Raw genomic sequence first — 17,448 nt, forward strand, 5'->3', positions numbered from 1 at the left:
AACTATTTGTAATCATCATTAACCGGAAGGTTTTCCAATGCATCTATAGCAGACTTTATATTGTCATTCATAACGTCTTTAATTACCTTTCCATCACGTAAGGTGACCGTTCTGCTGCTGAAAGTAGCAATGTCGGGTTCATGGGTCACGAAAACGATTGTTCGCCCCTGTCGGTTTAAATCCTGCATGAGAGCCATGATTTCATAAGAAGTTCTTGTGTCCAGATTTCCTGTAGCTTCGTCTGCCAGAATCATTACGGGTTCATTCACCAGTGCACGGGCGATCGCAACCCTTTGTTGCTGCCCACCGGACATCTGATTGGGAAGGTGGTCAACTCTGCTTTCAAGTTTTACAGCAGCTAAAGCACGTAAAGCTCTTTCATGACGCTCTTCCGTAGAGACCTTCGCATTGTACAAAAGAGGAAGTTCTACATTTTCTTTTGCAGTTGTTCTCGGAAGAAGATTATACGCCTGAAATACAAAACCTATTTTCTGATTTCTCAGGACAGCCAGTTCGTCACGATCAAGATTTTTGATATTAACTCCATCAAGGATATAATCTCCACCTGAAGGTTTGTCCAGACAGCCTATAATATTGAGAAGGGTAGATTTTCCTGAGCCACTGCTTCCCATAATGGTTACAAACTCACCTTTTTCAACAGAAAAGGTTACTCCTTTCAGTGCATGGACAATTTCTTCGCCCATTCTGAATTCTCTTTTCAGATCTGTAATCTCCAGAATTTTTTCAGCCATAACCTTTAGTAATTAATTGAAAGTTGAAAATAAAAAGTGAATGATTCTTATTTCCAACAATATTCAAAAGGGTTGAAAATTATTTTTACCGTGGGCCACCGCCGCCGCCACTGTTTTTGTTGTTACCACCACCTCTTCTTTGAGGCATGAAAGGACTTTTCGCCTGTCCACCGGATGATTTTTTAGAAAGAAGCTTGTAACCGGTAATAATATTATCGTTTTTATCTAAACCGGAAATCACCTGAATTTCGGTATCGTTGTCCATTCCTGTTTTTATCTTTTTGCGGGAGATGGTGCTGTCCTTGGCAATAATCCATACGCCGGCTTCCTCTTTTTTATTTTGGGTATTTCTTTTGTTTTGTTTCTTCCATTGTCCTTTCTCATGTTTTTTGCCATTGGCAAAAGGGGAATTGACTTTATATTTTTGGACAACCAAGCTGTCTGGCCTGAAACTGGTCGCGGCAGCAGGAATTTTCATTACATTTTCTAAAACCTGAGTGAAGATGGTAATATTTGCCGTCATCCCGGGTTTTAATTTTAAACCTGAATTGTCTGCATTAATAATCGTCGTATAATTCACAACATTTGATGAAACCGTCGGGTGAAGACGAACTTCTGAAACTTCGCCATCAAATGTTTCGTCCGGAAATGCATCAACAGTAAAGGATACTTTCTGGCCTACTTTTACATTGCCGATGTCCGCTTCGTCTACGGAGGCCCGAACCCTCATTTTGGTAAGATCTTTTGCAATGCTGAAAAGGGTAGGTGTACTAAAGCTTGAAGCTACCGTTTGTCCTTCACTTACATTTCTGTTGAGGATGGTTCCGTCTATCGGAGAATAAATGTTGGTGAGCGACAGGTTTTTATTTGCCGTAGAAAGCTGAGCTGCTACAGAGCCTACCTGAGCTTTTGCTGCATTGTACTGGTTGGTGGCCAGGTCATAATCTGCCTTGCTGATAGCTCCTACCTTATAAAGCTGTGACTGCCGGTTGATATTAATCTCATTGTAAGCAAGATTGCTTTTGGCATTTTGTAAGTTAGCTTTGTACTGTTCCGACTGGAATGAAAGCAGATCCGGATCCAAAGTAGCCAAAAGCTGTCCTTTTTTAACAGTAGAATTAAAGTCCACATAAATACTTTTAATGATTCCTGAAACCTGTGTACCTACAGCAACAGTATCTACCGGCTGAATTGTTCCCGTAGCGGTAATGGAATTTGAAATTTCTCCCATTTCAGGCTTCACTGTTTCCAATTGGATTTTTATTTCTTTTTCTCTGATGAAGAAAAACCAGACTGCACCAAGCATAATGATGCCGCCCACAATCCAGTACAACCATTTTTTATTCTTTGCTTTCATAGCTTACTTTAGATTTATAGGGTTACCTGCATAAAATTCGTAGATCTGTTTATTGAGAACTGCAGTGTATTTGGCCTGCAGATAATTTTGAACCGACTGGATGTAGAGTAATCTCTGTTGTTGAAGCTGTACATAATCAATGCTGCCTATTTTCATTTGGGCATTTACGATGTCATAGCTTTGTTTGTTGAGATCCATTTGCTTTGATGCTGAATCATATTGTGACAAAGAGTTCTGGAGGCTGATATATGATTGTTCAACCTGTTGATTGAGAATTGTCCTGGTGTTTAGCAGATCCAGATTAGCCTGGTCAATGGCGATTTTCGATTTCTCAATTTGTGTTTTGTAGATTCTGTTATTATATATCGGGATTCCCAGACTCAAACCGATTGGCATATAAAAATTGTCACCCAACTGATTAAAGTAGCTTCCGTTTCCGTAAGAATAGTTGGTGGAGATATTGCCAGTAAGGTTAAGGGTCGGTTGTATAGAAGCTTTTGCGATTTTCAGAGCTGTGTTGGAGTTTTCTACATTCAATTCGCTATATTTTATTTCAGGACGTTGATTTTGTGCCTGGCTTTGTACTTCCTGCAGAGATTGCAGTTGGTCATTTACCAGGATGCTATCGGGAGGAGTAATTTGAAAATTGTAGTTGGAAGGAAGCTGTAACAATTGTTTTAAATTAACAGCATTGGTTCTTAAGGTATTTTGAGCAGATATTAAATTATATTCATCTTGTGCTACCTGCGCCTGAATCTGAAGAAAATTTAATTTTGAAATATTTCCGGCTTTATAAAACTGATCTCCCTGTTTCAATTGAGTTTGTGTAGTTTTCAGTACATTTTCCAAGGAGATGATGTTTTCCTGTGTCATCAGAATGCTCAAAAATGCCTGGGTGATGCTGAGGGTAATATTATTTTGAGCTTCCTGTACTGAAAGGTCTGCCATTTGAACCAACAGGTTTTTGGAAGCTTCATTGTTTTTAATATATCCGGCATGATAAAGGGTCATGGATGAATTGGCTCCGATATTTTGTGATTGCGCACTGTTGAGCTGAAGTCCGTTGCCTCCATTTAGCGCAACAAGTCCTTGGGAAACCGTTCCGTTAAGGTTTGGATATTTAGCATCTTTGGCCTGAAGAAGATCTTGTTCAGCCGAGTTTTTTGACAGCTTCAGAGAATTGATGGAAATATTATTCTCTTTTGCATATTCAATACAATTTTCCAGAGTCCATTGGGTTGGATAATTGGTTGTCTGTGCAAATGTTCCGAGCGTTATGAATGAGAAAATCAAAAAGAAAAATTTGCGTTTCATGGCTTTATTTTTGAAAATTCATAAATAATACAGAAAAAATCAATCCAATTTAATAAAAAAAAACAATGTTTAACAAGTTTTTAACCCAAAGCTTGTTTTTTTAGATTTAATTTTTTAAAAATTAAAAATATATTAAAAGATTCTGAATTTAAGTTTGTATATTTAAAACTTTATTCAAAAACAAGTCAAATATTTATTGTATCTTTGCAAAAATTTTAAAATAGTTAATGAATTTATTTACGGAAACCAATTTAAGTCCTGATATCCTTAAGGCAATTGGCGAACTGGGCTACGAAAGCCCAACAGAAATCCAAAAACAGACTATCCCTTTTATTCTTTCAGATATTCGCGACTTGATCGCACTTGCGCAGACAGGGACAGGCAAAACAGCAGCGTTTTCGCTTCCGATTTTGGATATGATTGACGATACGAGTCGCAAAATCCAATTATTGGTGCTTTGTCCGACACGGGAATTATGTCTTCAGATTTCGAAGGACATAAAGAATTACTCTAAGTACATGAAAGACATCAAAACTACTGCGGTTTATGGTGGAAGTAGTATTGTAGAGCAGATGAGATCTTTGAAGGATAAACCGCAAATTATTGTGGGAACTCCGGGAAGAGTAATTGATCTTATCAACAGAAAAGCACTTGACTTTTCTGCGATTCATTGGTTAGTATTAGACGAAGCTGATGAAATGCTTTCAATGGGATTCAAAGACGAATTGGAAACCATTCTAAGCGAAACTCCGGAAACAAAACAAACTTTCTTATTCTCGGCAACGATGAACAAGGAGGTGGAAAGAATTTCCAAAAATTACCTTACTAAGCCACATCGTATTTCAGTAGGTTCTATCAACGAAGTGAAGAAGAACATTACTCACGAATACTATGTAGTAGGGTATCGTCAGAAAAAAGAAGCATTGAAAAGATTAATCGATGCCAACCCTAACCAGTATTCCATTATTTTCTGTAGAACAAGAATGGAAACTCAGGAGGTTGCCGATTTCTTGATGCAGAACGGTTATGCCGCTGATGCACTTCACGGAGACCTTTCTCAGGCACAGAGAGATACGGTAATGAAGAAATTCAGATTGAAAAACATTGATATTCTTGTAGCGACAGACGTGGCAGCAAGAGGATTGGATGTAAACTCTCTGACTCACGTTATTCACTTCTCTTTACCTGATGATCCTGAAGTATTCGTACACAGAAGCGGAAGAACAGGTAGAGCTGGAAAAGACGGTATTTCTATGGCTTTAATCAAGCCTGAAGAAAGCAGAAAGCTGAAGCAGATTAAGTCTACGACAAAAATTGACATTATCGAAAAATTCATTCCTACAGGTGAAGATATTATCAAAGCTCAGGTAGGAGGTGTATTCGAAAAATTATTGACGGAGCACGAAGATCTTTTCGAATTTGATGATAGTTTAATTCCAGATCTAAGCAAATTTACCAAAGAAGAATTGGTGCACCAGTTGCTCCAGTTCCAATTGAAAGATCTTGCTCTTTATTACAAAGATAAAAATGATCTTGCTGAACAGAAACTGAGCAGCAGAGATGATGATTTCTCCAGAAGAGATCGTGGGCGTGATAGTAGAGACAGAGATCGCGGACGTGACAGAGACAGAGGAGATCGTGGAAGAGATAGAGATCGTGGTGGAAAGCCAAGAAGAAAAGATGAGAATATGGTAAGATTCTTCTTTAATCTTGGAAAGAAAGATCAATTGAAAAAGCTTGATGTTTTGGATATTATCAATAAGGCAACTGCTGTTGGAAAAGGCAAAAAAAGAGCTGAAATCGGTGATATTGAAATTCTAGAGAAATTCTCTTTCTTCGAAGTTGAAAAATCGTTTAAAGACAATGTCTTGAGCAGTATTCAATCGATGAAATTTAAAGGAAAAGATATGAGAGCTGAAGTAGCTAACTAATCTCTTCTTATACTATACAAAACCGGCATTAATGCCGGTTTTTTCATTTGATATTCAGTGGATAAGCGAATGTTAACAAAACTTAATGTCATATAGTTTCACGTACAATCCTTTTTTAGGAAATTTGCACACGAATTATAAATACTAAAAAATGGGAATTGGTAATATTTTCCACGCTTTTCAACCAAAAGATAAAATCTTCTTTGTACTTTTTGAAAAGGTAACTGAAAACCTAGTTGCAATGTCTGAGGAATTCAACACTGGAATCAAGGATTTCGATCTTAATGACGATTCAATGTTGAAGAAAATGAGTGATTTCGAACACAAAAATGATGAACTTACGCATGAGATCTTCATAGAACTGGGAAAAAACTTCATTACTCCTTTCGATCGTGAAGATATTCACACTCTGGCAACAGGATTGGATGATATCGCTGATTATATCTACGCTTCTACAAAATATATTTTCTTGTACAAATCTCCGGAGATGAAGGCTTATTCAGACTTCTCTTTATTGATCCACAAAGCATGTCTTGAAATTCAGAATGCAATGAAGAATCTTAAAGGATTCAAAAACATGGAGCAGGTAAAAGAAGCTTGTATTAAAGTAAACTCTATTGAGAATATTGCAGATGATTTGCTTTCCAACTCAATGGTAGAATTATTTGAAACGAATGATGCGATCAATATCATCAAAGTTTCTTCTGTATTGAACTATCTTGAAATTGTAACCGATAAAGCAGAAGATGTTGCCAACACGATTGAGAACATCATGATTAAATACGCCTAATACACAGCAAAAAATGGAATTTCCGATTTTACTTGTAGTTATTATTGTGTTGGCGTTGATTTTCGATTACATCAATGGTTTCCATGATGCTGCCAACTCAATTGCGACTATCGTTTCTACAAAAGTTTTAACTCCATTCCAGGCTGTACTATGGGCAGCGCTCTGGAACTTTGCAGCTTTCTTTATCGCTGCGTATATTATTGGAGAATTTAAAATTGGTAATACAATTGCCAAAACAGTTAATGAGAATTTTATCACTCTTGAAGTTATATTTTCCGGTCTTATAGCTGCTATTGCCTGGAACCTTCTGACATGGTGGTTCGGGATTCCTTCCTCATCATCACATACATTGATTGGAGGTTTCTTAGGGGCTGCTCTTATGCATGCTTTCATGATGGATTATCATGATGTGGCTGCAGCACAGCCGGAGCTTGGGATGTGGGAAACTATTAAAGAGGCTTTCACCCAGGTGACTCATCAGGGTGTGGTAAAGTTTGATAAAGTTATTCCTATCTTCCTGTTCATTTTCATGGCACCGATTATAGGGATGATTATCTCCATTATTATCACATTGATTATTGTACACCTTTATAAAAGATCAAACCCACACAAGGCAGACAAATCTTTCAAAAGATTGCAGCTGGTTTCTTCAGCTTTGTTCAGCTTAGGACATGGTTTGAATGATGCTCAGAAAGTAATGGGAATTATTGGAGCAGCGGTAATTTATTATCACGTTAATATGCTTCAGGATGCTCAGTATCTGAATATTCCTTCTGCAGGACGTTTTGATTATTTTGCTCAACACTATATCTGGGTTCCTTTAGTTTCATTTATTGCAATTGCTTTAGGTACAATGAGTGGTGGTTGGAAGATCATCAAAACAATGGGTACTAAGATTACAAAAGTAACTTCATTAGAAGGTGTAAGTGCAGAAACTGCAGGAGCAATCACATTATTTATCACAGACCACTTTGGTATCCCTGTATCTACAACACATACGATTACAGGTTCTATCATCGGAGTAGGATTAACGAAAAGGATTTCAGCAGTTAGATGGGGAATTACAGTAAGCTTACTTTGGGCTTGGGTATTAACAATTCCGATTTCAGCTATCGTAGCGGCAATCACTTATCTTGTGGTAACCTTTATTTTTTAAAAGAAAAAATTTAGAACTTATTATACAAACTTTGTCCATTTGGGCAAAGTTTTTTGTTTTATAAAGCCTTGAAAAATTGTATTTTTGTTCAAATTATAAGATTTTATGGAATTTTTAGACAGATACCAGCAACTTGTTGGGGACGGCATCAATAAGTACACCTTTAAAGATAAACCAACGGAACTATATGAGCCGATGAATTACATCATTTCCCACGGTGGAAAACGTCTTCGTCCTATTATGGTGCTGATGGCATGTGATCTGTTCGGAGGAGACCTTAAAGAGGCTATAAAACCCGCATTAGCTATAGAGTTTTTCCATAATTTCACCCTGATTCATGATGATATCATGGATGAGGCGCCTTTAAGAAGAAACAAACCTACCATCCATACTTTACATGGACTCAATGTAGGGATTCTTTCCGGAGACGGACTGATGCTTAAAGCTTATAAATTTTTTGAAGATCTTGAACCTGAAATTTTTAAAGCATGTATCAGAATTTTCACCCATACAGGCCTTCTATTATGTGAAGGACAGCAGTATGATATCAATTTTGAGACTCAGGAGAATGTGACCTTTGATGACTACATCAGAATGATTACGTATAAAACCGGAGTGTTGAGTGCTTCTTCTTTTGAAATCGGAGCCTTGATTGCAAGAGCTGATTTTAAAGACGCTAAAGCGATTTTCAACTTTGGAAAACATATCGGAATTGCTTTCCAGATTATGGATGATTATCTTGATGTATTCGGAGATCAGGCACAGTTCGGAAAAAAACATGCCGGCGATATCTACGAAAACAAGAAAACCGTTCTTTATTTATTGGCAAGAGAACATGCAACAGAAGAAGAGAGAAAAGAACTTGACTACTGGTATGCTAAAAAGACCGATAATATTGATAAAATCTACGGTGTTGAAAAGATCTTCAGAAGAACAAAAGTAGATGAAAAAGCACTCCGTTTAATTGAAAAGCATAACGAAATTGGTCAGAGCTACCTTCAGAAGATTAATATTCCGGAAGAAAAGAAAAGACCGTTTATCGAGCTGGCAAATTATTTGTTGAGAAGAGAAAGTTAAATAAGGTAATTAGGAAGTAGGGCTTGGGATGTGGAAATAGTCTAAGCCTTATGACCTGGATCCTAATCCTTCACCAATGAAATTCAGAACCGAAGTCAATATTCCCGCATCCGAAAAAAAGATTGAGATTGAAGATAAAGTATTTTCAATAGGATCATGTTTTGCTTCCGAAATGACGGATTTGTTACAACAGGGACAACTTCAGACTCTAAATAACCCTTTTGGAACGATTTTCAACCCTTTTTCGATCTATAATGAGGTGAAAATACTTCATGATTCGGCCTTTTATGAAGAAGAAGATTTAATTATCTATAACGAAGAATATATTTCACTGGATCACCATTCGAGTTTTGATACCCGGTATATTCATCAGACTTTAGATAAAATTAATGGAGCGATTGAAGAAGGAAATGCCTTTCTTCAGGAAGCAGACTGGATTATCGTCACCTACGGGAGCTCTTTTATTTATGAGTTTACCCCAAAGAAAAAGCTGGTCGCCAACTGCCATAAGATTCCGCAGAAGTTTTTTGAAAAAAGACTGCTTTCACATCAGGAACTTACAGAGTCCATTTATAATACTATTTTGGATCTTAAAGATATCTCTAAAGAAGGGGTGCAAATATTATTTACAGTTTCGCCGGTGCGCCATACCAAAGACGGGATGGTAGAAAATCAACTAAGTAAATCCAAATTAATAACGGCCATACACGAATCCATTTCAATGTTTGAAGATTGTCACTATCTGCCGGTCTATGAAATATTGATGGACGATCTGAGGGATTATCGTTTTTACAAAGAAGACATGATTCATCCAAGTACCCAGGCTGTCAATTATATTTTTGATAAGTTCGGAGATGCCTATTTTTCTGATGAAACCAAAGATTTTATCAAAGAAAATTTTAAAATCATTAAAGCCCTGGAGCATAAAACAAATGATAAGAAAGATCCTAAGTTTATCGAATTTAGAGAAAAGTTGGATCAGAGAATTGAAGCCCAGCGCGAAAAAGTAAAGCATAAAATATTTTAAATGATCGATTTTACTAAGATTGACTATTTGAAAAATGGTAATGAAAGACAAAAAAGAGCGTATGAAGTTCTTACAAAATATAAAGTTTTAGAAAAATTAGAACCTTATTCTCCGTTATTGGCCGGAACCATTCCAATAGAAATAGATATTGAAAGTAGTGATCTGGATATCATCTGCGAAGTAGATCTTAGATTTGAAGAAGATTTTTTAGATGATATTGCCTTCAGTAGATTAATACCATATGATCATGATACAGATGTGAAGGTGGAAAACATTATGGTAAACGGCGAGAAAAGCATTGTTTTGAACTTTTTACTGGATGAGTTTCCTGTTGAAATTTTTGGACAGAATAAACCTACAACACGGCAAAACGCATATCTTCATATGATTGCAGAGTACAAGATATTACAGGAAAAAGGAGAAGAATTTAAACAAAAAATAATAGAGCTTAAAAAGCAGGGAATTAAGACAGAGCCGGCATTCGGAATGTTGCTGGATCTTGAAAATCCTTACGAAGATCTATTGAAATTATAAGAAAATGATTGATACACATACCCATTTATACGCAGAAGAATTTGATGAAGACAGAAAGGAATCGATTCAGAGAGCTTTAGATAAAGGAATTACAGAATTTTACCTTCCTGCGATTGATTCCGAATCTCATGAGAAAATGTTACAACTGGAAACGGAGTATCCGGGACAGATTTTTTCGATGATGGGATTGCATCCTTGCTATGTAAAACCGGAATCATGGGAAAAAGAACTTGAAATTGTTAAAAACTATCTGGATCAAAGACATTTTCCGGCAATAGGAGAGATTGGTATTGATTTGTATTGGGATAAAACAACCTTAGACATACAGGTAAAAGCTTTTGAACAGCAGATTGACTGGGCGATAGAAAAAGATCTTCCAATCGTTATCCATACCAGAGAAAGCTTTGACGAAACATTTGAGGTGCTGGAAAAAAAGAAACATCCTAAGTTACGAGGAATTTTTCATTGTTTTTCAGGGAATCTTGAGCAGGCAAAGCATGCTATTGACCTTAATTTTATTTTAGGTATTGGTGGAGTAGTTACCTTTAAAAATGGAAAAATAGACCAGTTTCTTCAGGAAATTCCTTTAGATAAGATAGTCCTTGAAACAGACTCTCCTTATCTGGCTCCGGTTCCGCACCGGGGGAAAAGAAACGAAAGTTCTTATCTCGATTTGGTGGCCGGAAAACTGGTTAATATCTATGGGAAAGATTTTTCTGAAATAGACCGTATCACTACAGAAAATGCGAAAAATATTTTTAAATAGTTCGCCGCACAATTAATGATAAAATAAAACCCTTTTCAGCTATTGAAAAGGGTTTGTCTTTATTTTTTTCTTGTAAAATTCTTGTTCTTAGGCTTTTTAAATCCAACTGAAGGAGTTGCTCCAGATGGCTTTGTCTTATTATTTTGATTAGGCCTTGAATTGTTTGAGGATCTTGGCTTTTCCGAACCTGCACCCATAGGTTTATTATTAGAATCTCTTTTCTGTGCAACCAGATCATCAGTATGGAACGGGTGATCTTTCACAATAGGGATCTTCTTCCCGATAAGCTTTTCGGTATTTTTTAAATTAAGAAGATCAAGCCCGTCAACGAAAGAGATTGAAGAACCTTCGGAACCTGCTCTTCCCGTTCTTCCGATTCGGTGTACATAGGTTTCAGAAACATCAGATAATTCAAAGTTGATCACGAACTTTAATTCATCAATATCAATACCTCTTGCTGCAATATCGGTAGCTACCAATACTCTTGTTTTTCCTGATTTGAAATTATTCAAAGCATTCTGTCTTGCGTTCTGAGATTTATTTCCATGAATTGCTTCTGCAGAAATATTGTCTTTCTGAAGCTTTCTTGCAATTTTATCCGCACCATGCTTTGTTCTTGAGAACACCAATACTGAATCTGAGATATCGTTTTGAAGGATATGAGAAAGCAGGTTCAGTTTATTATCTTTTTCTACGAAATAAACCGATTGTTTGATGGTCTCTGCAGTAGAAGAAACAGGTGTCACTTCCACTTTTACAGGATTATTCAGAATGGAATTAGCCAGCTTCTGGATTTCCGCCGGCATTGTCGCCGAAAAGAATAAAGTCTGTCTTCTTTGTGGTAAAAGCTTAATAACTCTTTTAACATCATGTACAAAGCCCATATCAAGCATTCTGTCTGCTTCATCAAGGACAAATATTTCAAGATTCCTAAGACTGATAATTCCCTGAGCGATAAAGTCAAGAAGTCTTCCGGGAGTAGCGACTAGAATGTCAACTCCTTTTCTAAGGGCAGCTTCCTGGCTTCCTTGTTTTACTCCTCCAAAAATAACAAGTTGTTTTAGGGGAAGATATTTTCCGTATGCATTAATATTTTCTTCAATCTGAATAGCCAATTCTCTCGTTGGCGTAAGGATTAAAGCTTTTATATGCTTATTTGGAATTTTATTTTTAGATAAGTTCTGTAGAATAGGAATGGAAAAGGCTGCTGTTTTGCCGGTTCCGGTTTGGGCACAGCCTAAAAAGTCTCTGCCTTGTAAAATATCAGGAATAGATCTTTCCTGGATAGGGGTGGGATTAGTATATCCTTGTTCCTGGATTGCCTTAGCAATAGGTTCTATTAAGTTTAAGTCTGTAAAATTCAAATGAATTATTTTAAAATTTAAATAAAAATTCCTTCAGTCTGAAAGAATTACATTTTGCAAAGGTAATCTAAATATTTTTAAGAAATTGAAGTGGAGTTAATCTAGTTTAATGTACTTAAAAATAAATGGTTATGCTTTTTGTAGATTGTTTTCAATTTAGTCTCTTTATGAGCTAAAATAACCGGCATAGAAACTTTATAATTTTTTAATCTAATTAAATAAGGAATTATGGTAGGTAAGGCGTATATTTGAGGAACAACTAAAAAAATAACCATGAAAAAGATCGTCATTCTACTTGCTGCCATAACCGGTATGCACGCTAACGCTCAATGGAATCTTACCGGAAATGCAGGTACAACTCCCGGAACCAACTTTATTGGGACAACAGACAACCAGTCTTTGGTTTTTAAAACAAATAATACCGAAAAAATGAGAATCAATCCGGAAGGAAGATTCATTTTCCACAACATCGCATCAGCAGGGCAAGTGTGGGACAAAAATTTATATTTCGGTGGTGGAATGGATAATTCACCTACAAGTAACAATGCGGTATTCGGAATGGGAGCCCTTACCCAACTTACAGTCGGAGGTGGAAATTTAGCGTTAGGAAATAATGCCCTTTCTTTATTTAGTAATGGATCATTTAATGTAGCAGTAGGATTTAATTCTATGAGAAACAGCGTGTCCGGAAATTATAATACGGCTTTGGGAATGAATGCGCTAGAATATTTTCAAACAGGAAATAGCAATGTTGCAGTAGGAATTTCGGCAATGGGCTCTGGAAGCTTAAGTGGTGATTTTAATACTGCATTGGGTGCAAGTGCATTGAGATATATCAATAGTGGACACTATAATACCATAATAGGAGGAGACTCTTTCAGAGCTCTGGCAAACGGATCCGATAATATCAATGTAGGATATTCTAATGCGAAAGTCATTACTTCCGGAAGTGGTAATATTTTCATAGGAAATCTTATCACTCCATATAATACGACCTCTCCGGAAAAAGAACTGAATATAGGAAACTGGATTGTCGGAAATAATGGAACAATTGGTATTGGGCAATTTACTACTCAATTACCTACAAACGGGATTTCTACGGATGGGCAGAAATATAAATTATTCGTAAAAGACGGAATCAGGACCGAGAAAGTAAAAGTGGATATTGCTGCAAGTAACGGATGGGCAGATTATGTCTTTGAAAAAGATTATCAACTGATGCCATTAAATGATTTAGCGCAGTTCATTAATAAAAATGGACACTTGCCGGAAGTTCCTACGACGGAAGAAGCAATCAAAAACGGTATTGAATTAAAGGAAATGAATATTTTACTTTTAAAGAAAGTAGAGGAACTTACCTTGCATTTAATTGATCAGAATAAAGAGCTAAAAACTCAGAAAGAAGAAATTGAAGCATTGAAAAGTAAAGTCAATTCATTATAGTAATCCAATACTTTTAATATATGAAAACCAAAAATATTTTTTTATTCGTTCTAGCACTTATAGGTGGTGGTCTTCTTCAGGCTCAACACGAAAATGACAACTGGAGATTTGGGAGTAATAACTGGCGTTTTGATACGAATGTTGCGCCAAACGGATTCATTCAAACCACAGGACTAAATCCATATATAAGATATGCCAGCTCAGTAATCAGTGATAAAAATACAGGAAATTTACTTTTTTATTCTAATGGATATAATGTTTATAACAAAAACAATGGTATTATGGATGGCGGAGACCATTTGTTTGGGGCCATTTCTTATGAATACACTTCTATTGGAAATCCATCAGACCAATCTTCTGTGATTGTACCTTTGCCAGGCTCAAATTCAAAATATTATGTGTTTTATATTAATGGAGACAGAAATCTAAAGGACCAGACTACAGTTCCTACTCCGAACCCTGCAACCAATTATGGGCTTAGGTATGCTATTGTAGATATGTCTTTAAACGGCGGCTTAGGTAAAGTGATCTCAAAAAATAACATATTGTTTAGCAATTCCCTGACAAATGCTTTGACTTCTACATTTGGGAGTGATGGGAATTCTTATTGGATCGTAACTGCTAATAACGGTAATATATTATCCTATAAATTAGATGCCAGTGGATTGAATACCACTCCTGTAGTAAGTATTGGAAAGGAATATGGTACTTTTATTAAAATATCTCCTGATTCTAAAAAGCTTTTAACGAGAAAGTATAATGCGATGTGGCTGTCCGATTTTAATAATACAACAGGAAGTGTGACTAATTCAGTTAATATTGTAGCCAATAATAATTTTATAGGATCCTATAATGACGCAAGTGGTACTCCAAACAGTGCAGAATTTTCTCCGGATAGTAATATTGTATATTTTATCGGTGCTCAAGCTTGTTTATGTCTTTACCCTGCTGGCATTATTGGATGGTCTGGGCTATCTATGTATAACATTACTACTGGAAGCCTAGTGGGAGCTGCCAATACAAGTTCTCAATATATTTTCCCGCTTAACGGAACTACTGCGAGTATGCAAAGAGCAACAAACGGGAAAATTTATCTGATATATAATACTAAACAACAGGATGATGGATTTGGGTTTTATAAAGTATCTTTTGGGTCCGATTCCACCTTTCCACCAACTTCATATTCCTGGGGAGTTATTAATACTCCAAATGTCTGGAGTCCTACTGTAAACCCATTAAGCACAATCACTCCGCCGGCAGGAACAAGTAACGGATTTTCTTTTCCTCAATTGATCCCTTCATCAAGTGATGCTGTTAACCCTTGTCCAGATGTTTTAACTATTACGACACCGGTAACATCATCTCAAATCTACCAGGCAGGAAAATCTATTTTTGCCTCCTCGGCTATTAACGATAATCTGACTGTAGACTATAAAGCTGGTTTAAATGTTGATTTATTACCTGGATTCAGCGTTAATGCAGTTACGAATGGAGTATTTAAGGCTTATATCAGCCCATGTACTATTTCAGCTTTCCTTAAAGAAAGAACAGTAGGTGCTATGGAACCCAATTTTGCCAAAACAAATCTTAATACGACGTTCTCTGATGTGAAGATTTATCCAAATCCTGCTTCTACAATAGTTAAAATAGATTCAGGTAGAAATAAGGTTGCAGGTTGGATGCTTTATGATCTTTCAGGAAAAGTTGTTCTGGATGGAAAAGATACAACAATACCTGTAGAAAAATTACCAAAATCTTCTTATCTGTTGGTTATTAAGCTGGATAACGGAACAAGTACTTCTAAGAAAATTATTGTTCAATAACCAAAGGTGGATCAAATCAAAGATAAAGTCAGGTAAAAAGATGGGCTCTATCTTATCATTTTAAATTAAGATATTAAAAATTACCTTTATAAAACATGAAAAAAACTATCATCTTAATGGCCGCTATTTTTGGCCTTCAGGCAAATGCTCAATCATGGAATATTACTGGAAATGCAGGAACAAATCCAGCTTCCAATTTTATCGGAACTACTGATAATCAGCCCTTAGTTTTTAAAATTAACGGCGCTGAGAAAATGAAATTGTCACCTAATGGAAGACTTGTGTTTTTTGATGTTCACTCACAAACCTGGGCTTACAATTTATATATTGGAGGTGGGAATGAAGTTCCATCCAATAATGCAGGAGGGGTTAATTATGCTAACGTAGCGGTAGGATTAGGTTCGATGAGCTCTAATACAACGGGATCATCAAATACGGCGCTAGGTTATAATACAATGACGAAAAGTACGACCGGATCTTTGAATACTGCCTTGGGTATTAATTCTATGCAAAATTCAGTGGGTGCAAGCAATAACGTAGCCGTTGGTCATAACACCTTAGGCGGTATGATTGCAGGTGAATATAATACGGCGGTTGGATTTTCAGCAATGCGTACCTGGGGAAGTACTGCTTCAGTTCCTTTGGTAGGAAATACTGCAATAGGAAACAGTGCATTAATGGATATCAATAACGGGTCTTATAATACTATAATGGGACATAACTCATTTCTGAGAACCGTAAATGCCAATTATAATGTTGTAATAGGAGCCAATATTGCGCCACTAGTGAATAATGCTAACAGTAATATTTATATTGGAAATAATATTGCAGCGGTTGGAACAAGCCCTTCCAATGAACTGAACATCGGAAACTGGATTGTCGGAAACAACGGAACGATCGGTATCGGACAATTTACCAATCAGCTTCCGGCTGATGGAGTTGCAACAGATGGGCAAAAGTATAAATTATTCGTAAAAGACGGAATCAGAACCGAGAAAGTAAAAGTGGATATTGCTGCCAGCAATGGATGGGCAGATTATGTTTTTGCAAAAGATTATAAACTGATGCCATTAAACGACCTTGCTCAGTTTATTGATAAAAACGGACACCTACCGGAAGTTCCTACAACAGACGAAGCTATTAAAAATGGTATTGAGCTGAAAGAAATGAATATCCTTCTTCTTAAAAAAATTGAAGAACTTACACTTTATACCCTTGAGCAGCAAAAAAGAATAGAAGCTCTGGAAAAGAAAGTGAAATAACATACATAATCAATGGCTGTTTTCAAATGATCTCACAGGTAAAAAGATCTTTTGAACATTTGATATATATTATTTTAATTGTAAAGAGAATGGCTGTCCGGTATGGGCAGCCATTTATTTTTATTTAAAAGTTTTAAATTTTATTTAAACCTGTATCCTACACCTGCCTGTAAAAAGCCGATTTTTGTAGGTACAGCATTCTCTTTGTTAGCTTCAAAGAAATTGAAATTATATCGGGCATCTACAAAAAACTTTTCAGTAATTTTATATTCAGCACCAAGGAAAGGGAAAAGGTTCAATGTCTTTATCCCATCCGATTCTCCGCTCATCTCTCCAAAAATAGTGTCAGTTGTTATCTTACTGGAAATATTAAATCCGAAGTTCATCCCGACAGAAGCTGAGAAATTAGGGATAAAATAATATTTTGCTGAAATCGGAACCTGGATCTGATTAAGCTTATAATCAAATTTCATATCACCTACACTTACAATTTCATTACCAACCAATTGTACCCCGGGATACGAATCTTTACCACCTAATTGAGTATAAAGCACCTCTGCCTGTACGCTGAATTTAGATGATATAGGCTTTTCAGCAAGAATACCTGCATAGAAATAAGATTTTGAATCCAGTTTTTCTCCAAAATATTTCATGCTTGATAAAGTATATCCTCCCTTTACTCCAAAACTCATAGGAGTACTTTGGGCATTAATAAAAGTGGAAGCAGCTACCAGTAAAACGAAAAAAATGTTCTTCTTCATGTTTGTTTTTTGAATGGTTAATAATTTTTATAAAAAAATTCCTTCATTTGAAGGAATTATAGTTGTACAAAGATAATCTAAATATTTTGAT

At 36.2% G+C, this 17,448-nt stretch carries 15 protein-coding genes; 10 read left to right on the forward strand and 5 right to left on the reverse strand.

Going from position 1 to position 17,448, the window contains the following annotated elements; translation table 11 throughout:
- Positions 1-2 precede the first annotated feature (2 nt).
- From EG342_RS12400 to EG342_RS12410, 3 genes are all read right to left on the reverse strand, one after another.
- Positions 3-752 carry an ABC transporter ATP-binding protein gene (locus EG342_RS12400; protein ID WP_103293558.1) on the reverse strand — a complete coding sequence of 250 codons (750 nt, stop codon included), beginning with the start codon at positions 750-752 and terminating at the stop codon, positions 3-5.
- A gap of 85 nt (positions 753-837) precedes the next feature.
- Positions 838-2,109 carry an efflux RND transporter periplasmic adaptor subunit gene (locus EG342_RS12405; protein WP_103293557.1) on the reverse strand — a complete coding sequence of 424 codons (1,272 nt, stop codon included), beginning with the start codon at positions 2,107-2,109 and terminating at the stop codon, positions 838-840.
- 3 nt (positions 2,110-2,112) lie between these two features.
- A complete protein-coding gene (locus EG342_RS12410; RefSeq protein ID WP_103293556.1) occupies positions 2,113-3,423 on the reverse strand; it encodes a TolC family protein in 1,311 nt (436 codons plus the stop codon).
- A 227-nt stretch (positions 3,424-3,650) separates the two neighbouring features.
- Here EG342_RS12410 and EG342_RS12415 point away from each other — a divergent pair, with 227 nt between their 5' ends.
- The 7 genes from EG342_RS12415 (at position 3,651) to EG342_RS12445 (ending at position 10,704) form a co-directional block, all read left to right on the forward strand.
- Positions 3,651-5,354 carry a DEAD/DEAH box helicase gene (locus tag EG342_RS12415; protein WP_103293555.1) on the forward strand — a complete coding sequence of 568 codons (1,704 nt, stop codon included), beginning with the start codon at positions 3,651-3,653 and terminating at the stop codon, positions 5,352-5,354.
- A 151-nt stretch (positions 5,355-5,505) separates the two neighbouring features.
- A complete protein-coding gene (locus EG342_RS12420) occupies positions 5,506-6,144 on the forward strand; it encodes a DUF47 domain-containing protein (RefSeq protein ID WP_103293554.1) in 639 nt (212 codons plus the stop codon).
- A 13-nt stretch (positions 6,145-6,157) separates the two neighbouring features.
- Positions 6,158-7,300 carry an inorganic phosphate transporter gene (locus EG342_RS12425; protein WP_103293553.1) on the forward strand — a complete coding sequence of 381 codons (1,143 nt, stop codon included), beginning with the start codon at positions 6,158-6,160 and terminating at the stop codon, positions 7,298-7,300.
- Between the two features lie 105 nt (positions 7,301-7,405).
- Positions 7,406-8,377, forward strand: coding sequence for a polyprenyl synthetase family protein (locus tag EG342_RS12430; protein WP_103293552.1), 972 nt, complete (start codon positions 7,406-7,408; stop codon positions 8,375-8,377).
- Positions 8,378-8,453: 76 nt separating this feature from the next.
- Positions 8,454-9,404: a GSCFA domain-containing protein gene (locus EG342_RS12435; protein WP_103293551.1), complete on the forward strand. Its 951-nt coding sequence runs from the start codon at positions 8,454-8,456 to the stop codon at positions 9,402-9,404.
- Positions 9,405-9,938 (forward strand): DUF4269 domain-containing protein, encoded by a 534-nt coding sequence (locus EG342_RS12440; RefSeq protein WP_103293550.1) that lies wholly within the window; start codon positions 9,405-9,407, stop codon positions 9,936-9,938. It begins immediately after the preceding gene.
- 4 nt (positions 9,939-9,942) lie between these two features.
- On the forward strand, positions 9,943-10,704 hold the full coding sequence (locus EG342_RS12445; RefSeq protein WP_103293549.1) for a TatD family hydrolase: 762 nt from the start codon (positions 9,943-9,945) through the stop codon (positions 10,702-10,704).
- Positions 10,705-10,763: 59 nt separating this feature from the next.
- On the opposite strand, the gene EG342_RS12450 is transcribed toward EG342_RS12445, so the two are convergent.
- The gene (locus EG342_RS12450; RefSeq protein WP_103293548.1) at positions 10,764-12,068 is read right to left on the reverse strand and encodes a DEAD/DEAH box helicase; all 1,305 of its coding nucleotides are present in this window, start codon (positions 12,066-12,068) and stop codon (positions 10,764-10,766) included.
- Between the two features lie 273 nt (positions 12,069-12,341).
- Between EG342_RS12450 and EG342_RS12455 the strand changes: the two genes are divergently transcribed.
- The 3 genes from EG342_RS12455 to EG342_RS12465 all read left to right on the forward strand — a co-directional run bounded on the left by EG342_RS12455 (position 12,342) and on the right by EG342_RS12465 (position 16,596).
- Entirely contained in the window at positions 12,342-13,511 is a 1,170-nt protein-coding gene (locus tag EG342_RS12455) for a hypothetical protein (protein ID WP_103293547.1), read from the forward strand.
- Positions 13,512-13,531: 20 nt separating this feature from the next.
- The gene (locus tag EG342_RS12460) at positions 13,532-15,334 is read left to right on the forward strand and encodes a 3-coathanger stack domain-containing protein (protein ID WP_103293546.1); all 1,803 of its coding nucleotides are present in this window, start codon (positions 13,532-13,534) and stop codon (positions 15,332-15,334) included.
- A 95-nt stretch (positions 15,335-15,429) separates the two neighbouring features.
- Positions 15,430-16,596, forward strand: a complete 1,167-nt coding sequence (locus tag EG342_RS12465; RefSeq protein WP_103293545.1) for an autotransporter outer membrane beta-barrel domain-containing protein — start codon at positions 15,430-15,432, stop codon at positions 16,594-16,596.
- Positions 16,597-16,736: 140 nt separating this feature from the next.
- Here EG342_RS12465 and EG342_RS12470 read toward each other — a convergent pair whose 3' ends face one another.
- Complete coding sequence (locus EG342_RS12470) at positions 16,737-17,357, reverse strand: porin family protein (RefSeq protein WP_103293544.1); 621 nt, start codon at positions 17,355-17,357, stop codon at positions 16,737-16,739.
- Positions 17,358-17,448: the final 91 nt, after the last annotated feature.

The organism is Chryseobacterium lactis, from assembly GCF_003815875.1.
GTDB classification, from domain to species: Bacteria; Bacteroidota; Bacteroidia; order Flavobacteriales; family Weeksellaceae; genus Chryseobacterium; species Chryseobacterium lactis.

Excerpts from the sequence above, each read along its gene's own strand:
- EG342_RS12440 (WP_103293550.1), top strand. The coding sequence starts at position 9,405 with ATGATCGATTTTACTAAGATTGACTATTTGAAAAATGGTAATGAAAGA.
- EG342_RS12400 (WP_103293558.1), bottom strand. The coding sequence starts at position 752 with ATGGCTGAAAAAATTCTGGAGATTACAGATCTGAAAAGAGAATTCAGA.
- EG342_RS12455 (WP_103293547.1), top strand. The coding sequence starts at position 12,342 with ATGAAAAAGATCGTCATTCTACTTGCTGCCATAACCGGTATGCACGCT.
- EG342_RS12460 (WP_103293546.1), top strand. The coding sequence starts at position 13,532 with ATGAAAACCAAAAATATTTTTTTATTCGTTCTAGCACTTATAGGTGGT.
- EG342_RS12405 (WP_103293557.1), bottom strand. The coding sequence starts at position 2,109 with ATGAAAGCAAAGAATAAAAAATGGTTGTACTGGATTGTGGGCGGCATC.
- EG342_RS12410 (WP_103293556.1), bottom strand. The coding sequence starts at position 3,423 with ATGAAACGCAAATTTTTCTTTTTGATTTTCTCATTCATAACGCTCGGA.
- EG342_RS12465 (WP_103293545.1), top strand. The coding sequence starts at position 15,430 with ATGAAAAAAACTATCATCTTAATGGCCGCTATTTTTGGCCTTCAGGCA.
- EG342_RS12470 (WP_103293544.1), bottom strand. The coding sequence starts at position 17,357 with ATGAAGAAGAACATTTTTTTCGTTTTACTGGTAGCTGCTTCCACTTTT.
- EG342_RS12430 (WP_103293552.1), top strand. The coding sequence starts at position 7,406 with ATGGAATTTTTAGACAGATACCAGCAACTTGTTGGGGACGGCATCAAT.
- EG342_RS12425 (WP_103293553.1), top strand. The coding sequence starts at position 6,158 with ATGGAATTTCCGATTTTACTTGTAGTTATTATTGTGTTGGCGTTGATT.
- EG342_RS12435 (WP_103293551.1), top strand. The coding sequence starts at position 8,454 with ATGAAATTCAGAACCGAAGTCAATATTCCCGCATCCGAAAAAAAGATT.
- EG342_RS12420 (WP_103293554.1), top strand. The coding sequence starts at position 5,506 with ATGGGAATTGGTAATATTTTCCACGCTTTTCAACCAAAAGATAAAATC.
- EG342_RS12445 (WP_103293549.1), top strand. The coding sequence starts at position 9,943 with ATGATTGATACACATACCCATTTATACGCAGAAGAATTTGATGAAGAC.
- EG342_RS12415 (WP_103293555.1), top strand. The coding sequence starts at position 3,651 with ATGAATTTATTTACGGAAACCAATTTAAGTCCTGATATCCTTAAGGCA.